Raw genomic sequence first — 12,133 nt, forward strand, 5'->3', positions numbered from 1 at the left:
GGCTTCCCCGCCGTCACCGAGTGCCGCTTTCGGACCCCACTGGCCGCCCTCAGCCCAGAGCGGCCCCGATTTGCTCCGCGATGGTTGCCGCCACCACGAAGCGCCCCACTTGTAGCCGTCGCGTATCGTTCGCGCCAGCCGGAATCTGGATGTTGCTTACTGCCTGGATGTTGCCTTGATACTGCGAAATCCCGGTGATGCATTGCGCGCGAGTGTTGCGTGCAATGCCTCACCGGGGGGAACTACTCGATCAAACCGCTTTCGAGTCGCGTGAGCGATTCAAGCGGTTTTGATTTAGGCCTTCTTGCCTTCGGCGATTTCGAAGTTAGCCATGATTTCGAGTGCGCGGACCATTGCCGAGTGATCCCATGCCTTGCCGCCGTTCGCGACGCAGACGCTGAACAGCTGCTGTGCGCTGGCGGTGTGCGGCAGGGCGATGCCCAGCTTGCGTGCGCCGTCGATGGCGAGGTTCAGGTCCTTCTGGTGCAGTTCGATGCGGAAGCCCGGATCGAACGTGCGCTTGGTCATGCGCTCGCCGTGCACTTCGAGAATGCGCGATGCAGCGAAGCCGCCCATCAGCGCCTTGCGAACGCGCTCCGGATCGGCGCCCGAACGTGCTGCGAACAGCAGGGCTTCCGCCACGGCTTCGATGTTCAGCGCGACGATGATCTGGTTCGCGACCTTGGTGGTCTGGCCTGCGCCGTTCTCGCCGATCAGCGAGATGTTCTTGCCCATCAGCGCGAACAGCGGCTTGGCGATTTCGAACGACTTCTCCGGGCCGCCGACCATGATCGTGAGCGTCGCTTCACGTGCGCCGACTTCGCCGCCCGAAACCGGTGCGTCGAGGTAGTCGCAGCCGAGTGCGTTGATCTGCTTGGCGAACTCTTGCGTTTCGATCGGCGAGATCGAGCTCATGTCGATCACGAGCTTGCCGGCCGAGAGGCCCTTCGCAACGCCGTCGTCGCCGAACAGCACCTTCTGGACGTCGGGGGTGTCCGGCACCATCAGGATGACGATGTCCGAAGCCTGCGCCACGGCCGTCGAATCGGCGACCACGGTAGCTTGCTTGCTGAGGTCTTCAGGCACCGGGAACTTGCCGTTCACGACGAGCTCGTGGCCGCCCTTCAGAAGGTTGCGGGCCATGTGCGAGCCCATGATGCCGAGGCCGATAAAACCAATCTTTGCCATCTGTATGTCTCCGTTGAGTCGAATGCGGTTCGATGAGTGTGTCGACGCGACCAGGTCAGGCGAGTTCCGCCGAGCGAAGCTGCGCGTTGCGCAGCCAGCCGAGGCCTTCGACGGTCGTCGTGCGCGGCTTGTACTCGCAGCCGATGTAGCCTTCGTAGCCGAGCGTGTCGAGCAGATCGAACAGGAAGGGGTAGTTGATTTCGCCCGTGCCCGGCTCGTTGCGGCCCGGGTTGTCGGCGAGCTGGATGTGAGCGATCTTCGCGAAGTGCTTCTTGATCGTCGCGGCGAGTTCGCCTTCCATGCGCTGCATGTGATAGATGTCGTACTGCAGGAACAGATTGTCCGAGCCGGTCTTCGCGATCACATCGAGCGCTTCAGCCGAACGGTTCAGCGCGAAGCCCGGGATGTCGTACGAATTGCACGGCTCGACGAGCAGGCGGATGCCTTCGCGCTTGAGCTCGCCCGCGGCGTAGCTCAGGTTTTCAACGATGGTCGCAAGCGCGGTGTCGCGGTCGACGCCTGCCGTGGGGATGCCCACGAGGCAGTTCAGTTGCGGCACGTTCAGCGCCTTGGCGTACTCGATCGCACGGCCGACGCCTTCCTTGAACTCGCCCTTGCGGTCGGGCAGGCAGGCAATGCCGCGCTCGCCGCCTTCCCAGTTGCCGGCGGGCAGGTTGTGCAGCACGAGCTTGAGCTTGTGCGCGGCGAGGCGCTCGGCCAGTTCCTCGGCCTTGAACGGATACGGGAACAGGAATTCGACAGCATCGAAGCCCGCCTCGGCTGCCGCGGCAAAGCGGTCGAGGAACGGCACTTCGTTGAACAGCATGGTTAGATTCGCGGCGAATTTTGGCATGGTGCTGGGTCTCGCTGGTCGGTCAGTAAAATGAAATCAGGCAGGCGGCGCACCGATGCCGGACGCGCGGCCTGCTTGGGTGATGCTCAGTCGAATGCGCTCAAGCTTAGTCGAGTGCGTTCAGCGGGGTGATAGCCGTCGGTGCATGCTCCGGCTTCTCGGCGAGTTCTTCGAACTCGTTGATCGAGTCGATTTCGGCGCCCATCGAAATGTTCGTCACGCGCTCGAGAATCACTTCGACCACCACCGGCACGCTGAATTCAGCGGCCATCGCTTGAGCCTGCTTCAGCGCCGGCTCGATTTCTTCCGGCTTGAACACGCGCAGTGCCTTACAGCCGAGGCCTTCGACCACGGTCTTGTGATCGACGCCGTAGCCGTTCATTTCAGGCGCATTGATGTTCTCGAAGCCGAGCTGGACGCAGTAGTCCATGTCGAACGCGCGCTGTGCCTGGCGGATCAGGCCGAGGTACGAGTTGTTCACGAGCACGTGGACGTACGGCAGCTTGAACTGTGCGCCGGCTGCCAGTTCTTCGATCATGAACTGGAAGTCGTAGTCGCCCGAGAGTGCCACGATGGGGCGCGACGGGTCGGCTGCGCGCACACCGAGCGCTGCCGGAATCGTCCAGCCGAGGGGGCCTGCCTGGCCGCAGTTGATCCAGTTGCGCGCCTTGTAGACGTGCAGGAACTGGGCGCCTGCGATCTGCGAGAGACCGATCGTGCTGACGTAGCACGTGTCGCGGCCGAACACCTTGTTCATCTCTTCGTACACGCGCTGCGGCTTGATCGGCGTGTTTTCGAAGTGCGTCTTGCGCTGCAGCGTGCGCTTGCGTTCCTGGCAGTCAGCAACCCATGCGCTGCGGTCCTTGAGCTTGCCAGCAGCCTTCCACTCTTGTGCGACCTGGACGAACAGTTCGAGCGCAGCCTTGGCGTCCGAAACGATGCCCAGATCCGGGCCGAACACGCGGCCGATTTGCGTCGGTTCGATGTCGACGTGCACGAACTTGCGGCCCTTCGTGTAGACCTCGACGCTGCCCGTGTGGCGGTTCGCCCAACGGTTGCCGATGCCAAGTGCGAAGTCCGATGCGAGCATCGTGGCGTTGCCGTAGCGGTGCGACGTTTGCAGACCGACCATACCTGCCATGAGCGGGTGATCGTCGGGGATGGCGCCCCACGACATCAGCGTCGGGATCACGGGCACGCCCACGGTTTCCGCGAACTGCACGAGCAGGTCTTCGGCTGCAGCGTTGAGCACGCCGCCACCCGAGACGATCAGCGGCTTCTCGCTGGCGTTCAGGAGCTCCATTGCGGCTTCGATCTGCTTGCGCGATGCTTGCGGCTTGTAGACCGGCAGCGGCTCGTAGGTGTCGATGTCGAATTCGATTTCGGCGAGCTGCACGTCGATCGGCAGGTCGACCAGCACCGGACCCGGACGGCCCGAGCGCATCAGGTGGAACGCTTGCTGGAACACGCGCGGCACGAGTGCCGGCTCACGCACGGTGACGGCCCACTTCGTGACGGGCTTGGCGATCGATTCGATGTCGACGGCCTGGAAGTCTTCCTTGTACAGGCGAGCGCGCGGTGCCTGACCCGTGATCGCGAGGATAGGAATCGAGTCAGCGGAAGCGGAGTACAGGCCCGTGATCATGTCGGTGCCAGCGGGACCCGAGGTGCCGATACACACGCCGATGTTGCCAGCGTTGGCGCGCGTGTAGCCTTCGGCCATGTGCGAAGCGCCTTCGACGTGGCGGGCGAGCACGTGGGTGATGCCGCCGGCTTTCTTCATCGCCGAGTAGAAGGGGTTGATTGCAGCGCCGGGCACGCCAAAGGCGGTGTCGATGCCTTCTTTTTCGAGCACCAGAACGGCTGCGTCGACGGCTCTCATCTTGGCCATGGAAAGTCTCCTGAATGTAACTAATGCTTGATGGGCTGCGCCAAGGGGGTGGCGAGCATCGGATACAACGATTGAGGCTAACTTTAGGCTTGTCAGAAAGGTTTGATAAGATCAGCCCAGGTTGTTTATTCCGAAACAAAAAGTATGGAATCGCCGTGGGGCGGCGCTTTCGGGCGTTGGGCCCCGGGCGGGCAGGGCAGGCCAGGGTGCGCCGGCGCCTTGGGCGCGCGGCATGGGGCTGGAGTTAGCACTGAAGTGCTAACTCCAGCCGACAGGAGAACAGGCAATGGACCGCTTCAAGCAGATCGAAACCTTTGTGCGCGTGGCCGACTCGGGCAGCCTCGCGGCGGCCGCGCTGACCGAGGGCGTCTCGCCAGTGATACTCGGGCGGCGCATCGACGCGCTCGAAAAGCGCCTCGGCGTGAAACTCATGTACCGCTCGACGCGGCGGCTCGTAGTGAGCGAGGAGGGCGCTGCGTTCCTCGAGCGTTGCCGCGGCCTGCTGTCGGAGTGGGAGCAGGCCGAGAACGAGCTGTCCGCGGGACGGCGCGTGGTCAACGGGCATCTGATCGTCTCCGCGCCGGCGGCCTTCGGGCGCAAGCATGTGGCGCCGCTCGCACCCGAATTTCTCGCCGACAAGCCCGAACTGCAGGTCTCGTTCAACCTGACCGATCGTGTGGTCGATCTGGTGCGCGAGGGTTACGACCTGTCGATTCGGATCGGCGGGGCCGTGGACCCGAATTTCGTCGCGGTGAAGCTCGCCACGAACCGGCGTGTAGTGTGCGGCACACCCGAATACTTTCGCAAGCACGGCAAGCCGAAGACGCTTGAAGACCTGCCGGGTCACAACTGTCTCGCGTTCAATCTGCAGGGCGGCCAGAACCGCGGCTGGTATTTCAGCCGCAACGGCAAGCTCGCGACCGTGCGCGTGGGCGGCACACTCGACTGCAACGACGGCGAGCTGCTGCACCGCTGGGTCACCGAGGGGCTCGGACTCGGTTGGCGCTCGACGTGGGAGATCGATGCGCAACTCGCGCGTGGCGAACTGGAGACCGTGCTCGACGAATACGCGCTGCCCGACTACGACATCCTCGCCGTGTATCCGCAGCAACGCTACGTGCCGGCCAGGGTGCGCTATTTCATCGATTACCTGAAAGAGGTCTACGCGCGGCCGGGGTACTGGAGCGGCGTGGCCTGATCGGAGCCGGAGTTTTCAGCCCCTCGCATTCCCGATTTATTTTTCGTTTTCGCATGCATTTCTCGGGAATAAACTGGCTGTTGTGCGAGTAATGCATGGGCGAGACCGGCGCCGGCGTGTGCGTTGTGCGCGGCGTCGAGCGTTGAGGTCGCGCCGCGAGCCATAAGGCACGAGGGTACGACGTGGGCGAATCCGCGAACGGGGCGCACGAGATGCACGAAGTGCACGAGGGACCTGGTGATGCGCAGCGAAGCAGCCGTTTTCAGGCGCTGGCGCTGCCGCATCTCGATGCCGCGTACAACCTCGCCCGCTGGCTTTCGCGTAATCCCGGCGACGCCGAGGACATCGTGCAGGAAGCTTTTTTGCGTGCGTTCCGCTTCTTCGACGCGTTTCGCGGGGAGCACGCGCGGCCCTGGTTGCTCGCGATCGTGCGGCGCGTCTGGTACGACGAGTGGCGGCGGCGCGCGGGCGCGGAGGAAGTCGCGCCGTTCGACGAGTTGCGCGACGACCAGCCGCCGGACGGTTGGGACACGGGCAGCGCCGACCCGGAGGCGCTCGCGATCCGCGCGGAGGACGCGCGGATCGTGCAGGAGGCCATGCAGCGCCTGCCGGTGGAGTACCGCGAGGTGCTGGTGTTGCGCGAACTGGAGGAGTTGGGTTATCGCGAGATCGCGGCAGTCATCGACGTACCGATAGGCACGGTGATGTCGCGGCTTGCGCGGGGCCGCAAGCGCCTCGCCGCGATGCTGGCGGCGCACGCGCGTAGCGGTGGTGCCGCGGCCGGGCCGGCAAAGACGCTTGAAAAGACAGCTGGCGATGCGGGCGATATGGCCAACAGCGCAGCCAACGACGCGGCCAACAAGGCAGATTTCGGGGCAAGCAGCAAAGCGTGGAGACCATCCGGCCGGGGGCCCGACGGCCGGTTCCGGGAGGAGCCGGCCGTCGACGGCGGAGCGTGCGAGCCTCAGGGGCCGTGTGTGCCACGTCCTGCCAAGGAGGCGCCCGATGAACTGTGACGAAGCGCGCCCGCTGGTCGACGCGAGTGTCGACCGTGAACTTTCCGCCGCCGACGAATGGCGCGTGCGCGAGCATCTGGCTGGCTGTGCGCAGTGCCGTAGCGCGGCTGCGAATGTCGAGGCCATTTCCCGCCTGACGCGTACGGCGCCCTACCATCGGGCGCCGGAGGGCTTGGCCGCGCGCATTGTGGCCGCGTTGCCGCCCGCGCAAAGCCCATCGATGACGTTGGATAGCGTGCAAGGCTCAGCGCCGGCACGAACCGATGCATGGCGCCGCTGGCTGCATGGGCTGTGGCCGTTGCCCGGCATTCGGGGGCGTGCGGTGGGCGATGGCGGCGCCCGCGGACTCGCATCGGCTGGTGTGCCCGCTGCGGGGCTCGCAGGGTTTGCATGCGCCGTGCTGGTTCTTTGTGCCTTGAGCGTGGCCGTGGTTTTGCATCTGCGCAAACCTGCTGCTGACGGGGCTTTTGTCGAGGAACTCGTGGCGAGCCACGTGCGTGCGCAGATCTCGGGGCGCGATCTCGATGTGGTGTCCACGGACCGCCACACGGTGAAGCCGTGGTTCAACGGCCGCATCGACTACGCGCCGCCCGTGGAGGACTTTTCCGCGCAAGGCTTCCCGCTCGTGGGCGGCCGCCTCGATTATGTGGGGCGCGAGCGAGTCGCGGTGCTGGTCTACCGCTACCGCAAGCATGTGATCGACGTCTACGTCTTCCCACCCGGCGTGGCGGGGCCGATGACAGAGGCCGCAGCGCCTCGCGCTAGTGAAGGCTATTCGCTTGCCCGCTGGCAGGCCGCCGGCATGACCTGGTGGGCCGTCACCGATGCGGGTCCGGATGCGCTGGCCGGCCTGCGCGCAGCGCTCGATGCGCGGCTCGCTGACAGCCACAGCGGTAGTGGCTGAGGCGCTGGTGGGCGTGAATTGCCGCGCAAGTCCTTGAAAACACGCCCGAAACACTGCGCAAAGCCATAATTCAGGTTGCATGGGCGGGGCAGATCGCGCTACAATCTTCGGCTTCTCACTTGCCGCACCGGTTCCGACGCCCGGGTGGCTTATATCCACAAGTAAGCACAAGGAGTGAATATGCGTCATTACGAAATCGTCTTTATCGTGCATCCCGATCAAAGCGAGCAAGTGCCCGCGATGATCGAGCGTTACAAGAGCACGATCACGTCGCACGGTGGCCAGATCCACCGCATCGAAGACTGGGGCCGTCGTCAACTGGCCTACATGATCGAGAAACTCGCGAAGGCTCACTACGTCTGCATGAACATCGAATGCGACCAGACCACGCTCGACGAACTGGAACACGCGTTCAAGTTCAACGACGCTGTTCTGCGTCACCTCATCGTCAAGATGAAGAAGGCCGAAACCGGCCCGTCGCCGATGATGAAGGAAGTGCAGCGCGAAGAAGCCAAGAAGGCGGCTGCCCAGCCGACCGAAGCGCAGGCTTAAGTACAAGCCATCAGGATTCAAGCAAGCCCCGTGAACAGGCTGCAGCTAACGGCTAGCGTCGTCGAACGCGAACCGGTGCGGTACACCCCCGCCGGCGTTCCGATCGCAAGCGTCACGTTGCAGCACCGCACGGAGGTCGTCGAAGCCGGCATCGCCCGTTTCGTCGAACTCACGATGCCCGCGGTGGCGGCCGGCAAGGCCTGCGGTCTCGTTGAAAGCTGCGAGATGGGCGTGGAAGCGCTCTTCACCGGTTTTCTGGCGAAAAAGCACCGCAATGCGCGAACCTTGGTGTTTCACATCACCGAAATGCAAGGCACAGGAAAGGACTAATCATGCCCCGCCCGACTGGTAAGAAATTCGACAAGCGTCGTCAGCAACAAAACCCGCTCTTCAAGCGCAAGAAGTTCTGCCGCTTCACGGCTGCAAACGTCGAACAGATCGACTACAAGGACCTCGATACGCTGAAGGACTTCATCGGCGAAAACGGCAAGATCACGCCGGCTCGTCTGACGGGTACGAAGGCCCACTATCAGCGTCAGCTGGACACGGCTATCAAGCGCGCGCGTTTCCTCGCGCTGATGCCGTACACCGACCAGCACAAGGCCTAATAAGACGACGCGATAAGGAGCAATAGAATGCAGATCATTCTTCTGGAAAAAGTCGTCAACCTGGGTAACCTCGGCGACATCGTGAAGGTTAAGGACGGTTACGCACGTAACTTCCTGATCCCGAACAAGAAGGCACGCCGTGCAACGAAGGACGCAATCGCTGAATTCGAAGTTCGCCGCGCTGAACTCGAAAAGGCCGCCGCTGAAAAGCTGGTCGCTGCTCAAGCCGAAGGCGAAAAGCTGAATGGCCTGACCGTTCAGATCGGCCAGAAGGCCGGCGTGGACGGCCGTCTGTTCGGTTCGGTCACGAACGCGGACATCGCCGCTGCGCTTGGCAAGGTTGGCTTCGCAGTGGAAAAGGCGCAAGTGCGCCTGCCGGAAGGCCCGCTGAAGATGGTGGGCGACCACCCGGTGCACGTTTCGCTGCACACCGACGTCCTCGTCGACGTCACGGTGTCGGTGCTGGGCGAGCACGCCTAAGCATCCAGGCAGCCAGCGGGGCAACCCGTCAGGCCGCTTGAGCGCTGTAAATTCAAAAAAGGCAGGAGCCCGCCGCGGCTTCTGCCTTTTTTGTTGTGTGCACATCGGCAGCCGCCGAAGTGCTGGCATTGTGTCGTCAAATTGCAGCCGTTTTGCTTGTTCCAGGTAGCCGGCTTGTCCGATAATTGCCCTCCATGAACGCTCCGAAAGATCCCCAACTCGAATCGCTGAAAGTCCCGCCGCATTCGATCGAGGCCGAACAGTCGGTGCTCGGCGGCCTGCTGCTGGATAACGGCGCCTGGGACCGGATTGCCGACTTCCTCTCGCAAAGCGACTTCTATCGCTACGATCACCGCCTCATCTTCGAGCATATTGGTCGCCTGATCTCGGCGACGCGCCCAGCGGACGTGGTGACGGTGTACGAGGCGCTCGGGACCTCAGGCAAAGCTGATGACGTCGGCGGCCTCGCGTACCTGAACGCGCTCGCACAGAACACACCGAGCGCCGCGAACATTCGCCGCTATGCGGAAATCGTGCGCGACCGCGCGGTGTTGCGCCGCCTCGTTTCCGTCGCCGACGAAATTTCGGCCGACGCTTTCAACCCGCAGGGCAAGGAAGTGCGGCAGTTGCTCGACGAGGCCGAGTCGAAGGTGTTCTCGATTGCCGAGGATGGCGCGCGCGGCACCCAGGGCTTCCTCGAGATTGGGCCGCTGCTCACGCAGGTGGTCGAGCGCATCGACACGCTCTACCACACGGCCAATCCGAGCGATGTGACGGGCACGCCCACGGGTTTCATCGACCTCGATCGCATGACCTCGGGCATGCACGGCGGCGAGCTGATCATCGTGGCGGGGCGTCCGTCGATGGGCAAGACCGCGTTCTCGATGAACGTCGGCGAATACGTGGCCGTGGAGTACGGTCTGCCGGTCGCGGTGTTCTCGATGGAAATGCCGGGCACGCAACTCATCATGCGTATGCTCGGTTCGGTCGGCCGACTGGACCAGCACCGCATGCGTACCGGCCGCCTCACCGACGAAGATTGGCCCAAGCTCACGCACGCCGTGCAGAAAATGAGCGAGGCGCAGATTTTCATCGACGAAACCGGCGGCCTGAACCCGATGGAGTTGCGCTCGCGCGCGCGACGCCTGTCGCGCCAATGTGGCAAGCTCGGGCTCATCATCATCGATTACCTGCAGCTGATGAGTGGTTCCTCGTCGGGCGAGAACCGCGCGACCGAGATTTCGGAGATTTCGCGCTCGCTCAAGAGTCTCGCCAAGGAACTCGACGTGCCCGTGATCGCGCTTTCGCAGCTCAACCGCGGTCTCGAACAGCGTCCCAACAAGCGTCCGGTCATGTCCGACCTGCGCGAATCGGGCGCTATCGAACAGGATGCGGATGTCATTCTGTTTATCTACCGTGATGAAGTTTACAATCCCGACAGCCCTGATAAAGGCACGGCCGAGATCATCATCGGTAAGCAGCGTAATGGCCCGATCGGGCCAGTTCGACTCACGTTTCACGGTCAATACACGAAGTTCGACAATTTTGCTGGCGCGCAGAACTTTTACAGCGAGTAAGGCGAAGTAGCTGGGAAGTTGCTGAAAAACGGGATGTGCGCTTGCGCCCAAATGGCGCAAGCTGCGTTCCGACATCCCCAGATGCATGCGGCGACCAGCCCGTGACGATACAATGTCGCCGTTTTATGACGGCTATCTTGCCGTTTTGTGACGGCGATCCGAGACCAATTACCGGGATTCCAATGTTCGGTCGATTCATGCCCACTGAGGGCAAGTTCTTCGAAATCTTCAACGCGCACGCGAAGTGCATCGTATCCGCAAGCCGTGAGCTCGAGCTTCTGATCGACAATCTGGCTGACGCGGAAATCCATAAACAGAACGTGCAGACCGCCGAAAAGGCCGCCGACAAGCTCACGCACGAAGCCATCGACCTGCTGCACAAGACGTTCATTACGCCGCTGGACCGCGACGAGATCCATAAGCTGATCACGACGATGGACGACTGCCTCGACCTCATGGAGGACGTCGCCACGGCCATCTCGCTGTACGACGTGCAGTCGCTGACCTCCGAGGCCAGCCAGCTCGCGCACGTGGTCACGGCCACGGCCGAGCGCGTGCAGGCAGCGGTGGCGCTGCTCTCCGACATGAAGCAGGCGCGCGAGATCCTGAAGGCGTGCGAGGACATCGACCGCCTCGAATCGGAAGCGGACCGGCTGCTTCGTTCGGCCATGTCCAAGCTCTTCCGCGAGGAAGACAACGTCAAGACGCTGATCAAGTTGAAGGCGATCTACGAGCTGCTCGAAACGATCACGGACAAGTGCGAGGATGTCGCGAACATCATCGAAGGCATCGTGCTAGAGAACGCCTGAGCGGACCACGATGCATTCGATACAACTCGCCCTCTGGGTGGTCGTCGGACTGGTGGCCATCTCCCTCATCTTCGACTTCATGAACGGCTTTCACGACGCGGCGAATTCCATCGCCACCGTCGTGTCGACGGGCGTGCTCAAGCCGCAGCAGGCCGTGGCGTTCGCCGCCATGTTCAACGTGATTGCCTATTTCGTTTTCCACCTGAAGGTGGCGCAGACGGTGGGCAAGGGCACCATCGACCCCGATATCGTCGACCACTACGTGGTGTTCGGCGCGCTCGTGGGCGCGATCGGCTGGAACGTGCTCACGTGGCACTACGGCATTCCGTCGAGTTCGTCGCACGCGCTGATCGGCGGGCTCGTTGGGTCGGCGCTCGCCAAGTCGGGCTGGCACTCGCTGAACCTCGACGGCCTCATGAAGACCGTTGCCTTCATCTTCATTTCGCCGCTGCTCGGCTTCGTGCTGGGGTCGTTCTTCATGCTCACGGTGTCGTGGCTGTATTTCCGAACGCCACCAAGCAAGGTGGACCGGCGTTTCCGGCGCCTGCAACTGGTCTCCGCGGGCCTCTATAGCCTCGGTCACGGCGGCAACGACGCGCAGAAGACCATCGGCATCATCTGGATGCTGCTGATCGCGACGGGCTATGCCTCGGCAACCGCTGCTGCGCCGCCCATCTGGGTGATCGGCGGCTGTTATCTTTCCATGGGTATTGGCACGTTGTTCGGCGGCTGGCGGATCGTGCGCACCATGGGTCAAAAGATCACCAAGCTCAAGCCCGTGGGCGGCTTCTGCGCGGAGTCGGGCGGGGCGCTTACGCTCTTCACGGCTTCTGCACTGGGCATTCCCGTGTCCACGACGCATACGATCACCGGCGCGATCGTCGGGGTGGGTGCGACCCAGAAGCTCAGCGCTGTGCGCTGGGGCGTAGCGGGCAACATCGTCTGGGCGTGGATTCTGACGATTCCGGCCTCGGCCACGCTCGCGGCAGCGGGCTGGTGGATCGGTCACCGGTTCCTGTGAGAATGCAGGGCAGGTAGAGCAGCAAAGAACGGCGCC

General features: G+C 63.1%; 13 protein-coding genes. 10 read left to right on the forward strand and 3 right to left on the reverse strand.

Translation table 11 applies throughout. The annotated features are described in order from the left end of the window. Window positions 1-294 precede the first annotated feature (294 nt). The 3 genes from HV773_RS04285 to gcl all read right to left on the reverse strand — a co-directional run bounded on the left by HV773_RS04285 (window position 295) and on the right by gcl (window position 3,932). Window positions 295-1,194 carry a 2-hydroxy-3-oxopropionate reductase gene (locus HV773_RS04285; protein WP_281365248.1) on the reverse strand — a complete coding sequence of 300 codons (900 nt, stop codon included), beginning with the start codon at window positions 1,192-1,194 and terminating at the stop codon, window positions 295-297. Between the two features lie 49 nt (window positions 1,195-1,243). Further along, on the reverse strand, window positions 1,244-2,041 hold the full coding sequence (hyi, locus tag HV773_RS04290) for a hydroxypyruvate isomerase (protein ID WP_129562157.1): 798 nt from the start codon (window positions 2,039-2,041) through the stop codon (window positions 1,244-1,246). Between the two features lie 106 nt (window positions 2,042-2,147). Further along, a complete protein-coding gene (gene gcl / locus HV773_RS04295; RefSeq protein WP_129562156.1) occupies window positions 2,148-3,932 on the reverse strand; it encodes a glyoxylate carboligase in 1,785 nt (594 codons plus the stop codon). A 286-nt stretch (window positions 3,933-4,218) separates the two neighbouring features. On the opposite strand from gcl, the gene HV773_RS04300 reads away from it, so the two are divergent. The 10 genes from HV773_RS04300 (at window position 4,219) to HV773_RS04345 (ending at window position 12,097) form a co-directional block, all read left to right on the forward strand. Then, window positions 4,219-5,130, forward strand: coding sequence for a LysR family transcriptional regulator (locus HV773_RS04300; protein WP_129562155.1), 912 nt, complete (start codon window positions 4,219-4,221; stop codon window positions 5,128-5,130). 212 nt (window positions 5,131-5,342) lie between these two features. Next, window positions 5,343-6,146 (forward strand): RNA polymerase sigma factor, encoded by an 804-nt coding sequence (locus HV773_RS04305; RefSeq protein WP_129563339.1) that lies wholly within the window; start codon window positions 5,343-5,345, stop codon window positions 6,144-6,146. Then, window positions 6,136-7,050 carry an anti-sigma factor family protein gene (locus HV773_RS04310; protein ID WP_129562154.1) on the forward strand — a complete coding sequence of 305 codons (915 nt, stop codon included), beginning with the start codon at window positions 6,136-6,138 and terminating at the stop codon, window positions 7,048-7,050. The genes HV773_RS04305 and HV773_RS04310 overlap by 11 nt, the downstream gene beginning before the upstream one ends. A 180-nt stretch (window positions 7,051-7,230) precedes the next feature. Beyond that, window positions 7,231-7,602 (forward strand): 30S ribosomal protein S6, encoded by a 372-nt coding sequence (rpsF, locus tag HV773_RS04315; protein ID WP_027818337.1) that lies wholly within the window; start codon window positions 7,231-7,233, stop codon window positions 7,600-7,602. Between the two features lie 30 nt (window positions 7,603-7,632). After that, a complete protein-coding gene (priB, locus tag HV773_RS04320) occupies window positions 7,633-7,932 on the forward strand; it encodes a primosomal replication protein N (protein ID WP_028216786.1) in 300 nt (99 codons plus the stop codon). Window positions 7,933-7,934: 2 nt separating this feature from the next. Further along, the gene (rpsR, locus tag HV773_RS04325; protein WP_027797225.1) at window positions 7,935-8,210 is read left to right on the forward strand and encodes a 30S ribosomal protein S18; all 276 of its coding nucleotides are present in this window, start codon (window positions 7,935-7,937) and stop codon (window positions 8,208-8,210) included. 27 nt (window positions 8,211-8,237) lie between these two features. Further along, complete coding sequence (gene rplI, locus HV773_RS04330) at window positions 8,238-8,690, forward strand: 50S ribosomal protein L9 (protein ID WP_129562153.1); 453 nt, start codon at window positions 8,238-8,240, stop codon at window positions 8,688-8,690. Between the two features lie 194 nt (window positions 8,691-8,884). Then, complete coding sequence (locus HV773_RS04335) at window positions 8,885-10,267, forward strand: replicative DNA helicase (protein ID WP_129562152.1); 1,383 nt, start codon at window positions 8,885-8,887, stop codon at window positions 10,265-10,267. Between the two features lie 182 nt (window positions 10,268-10,449). Further along, entirely contained in the window at window positions 10,450-11,076 is a 627-nt protein-coding gene (locus tag HV773_RS04340; RefSeq protein ID WP_129562151.1) for a DUF47 domain-containing protein, read from the forward strand. A gap of 10 nt (window positions 11,077-11,086) precedes the next feature. Continuing rightward, window positions 11,087-12,097: an inorganic phosphate transporter gene (locus HV773_RS04345; protein WP_129562150.1), complete on the forward strand. Its 1,011-nt coding sequence runs from the start codon at window positions 11,087-11,089 to the stop codon at window positions 12,095-12,097. Window positions 12,098-12,133: the final 36 nt, after the last annotated feature.

This window comes from Paraburkholderia caffeinitolerans (assembly GCF_902859945.1).
Taxonomy (GTDB): Bacteria; Pseudomonadota; Gammaproteobacteria; order Burkholderiales; family Burkholderiaceae; genus Paraburkholderia; species Paraburkholderia caffeinitolerans.

What these genes read in the sequence shown, in the direction of transcription:
- hyi (WP_129562157.1), bottom strand. Translation starts at nt 2,041, where the DNA reads ATGCCAAAATTCGCCGCGAATCTAACCATGCTGTTCAACGAAGTGCCG.
- gcl (WP_129562156.1), bottom strand. Translation starts at nt 3,932, where the DNA reads ATGGCCAAGATGAGAGCCGTCGACGCAGCCGTTCTGGTGCTCGAAAAA.
- HV773_RS04300 (WP_129562155.1), top strand. Translation starts at nt 4,219, where the DNA reads ATGGACCGCTTCAAGCAGATCGAAACCTTTGTGCGCGTGGCCGACTCG.
- HV773_RS04305 (WP_129563339.1), top strand. Translation starts at nt 5,343, where the DNA reads ATGCACGAAGTGCACGAGGGACCTGGTGATGCGCAGCGAAGCAGCCGT.
- HV773_RS04310 (WP_129562154.1), top strand. Translation starts at nt 6,136, where the DNA reads ATGAACTGTGACGAAGCGCGCCCGCTGGTCGACGCGAGTGTCGACCGT.
- rpsF (WP_027818337.1), top strand. Translation starts at nt 7,231, where the DNA reads ATGCGTCATTACGAAATCGTCTTTATCGTGCATCCCGATCAAAGCGAG.
- rpsR (WP_027797225.1), top strand. Translation starts at nt 7,935, where the DNA reads ATGCCCCGCCCGACTGGTAAGAAATTCGACAAGCGTCGTCAGCAACAA.
- rplI (WP_129562153.1), top strand. Translation starts at nt 8,238, where the DNA reads ATGCAGATCATTCTTCTGGAAAAAGTCGTCAACCTGGGTAACCTCGGC.
- HV773_RS04335 (WP_129562152.1), top strand. Translation starts at nt 8,885, where the DNA reads ATGAACGCTCCGAAAGATCCCCAACTCGAATCGCTGAAAGTCCCGCCG.
- HV773_RS04340 (WP_129562151.1), top strand. Translation starts at nt 10,450, where the DNA reads ATGTTCGGTCGATTCATGCCCACTGAGGGCAAGTTCTTCGAAATCTTC.
- HV773_RS04345 (WP_129562150.1), top strand. Translation starts at nt 11,087, where the DNA reads ATGCATTCGATACAACTCGCCCTCTGGGTGGTCGTCGGACTGGTGGCC.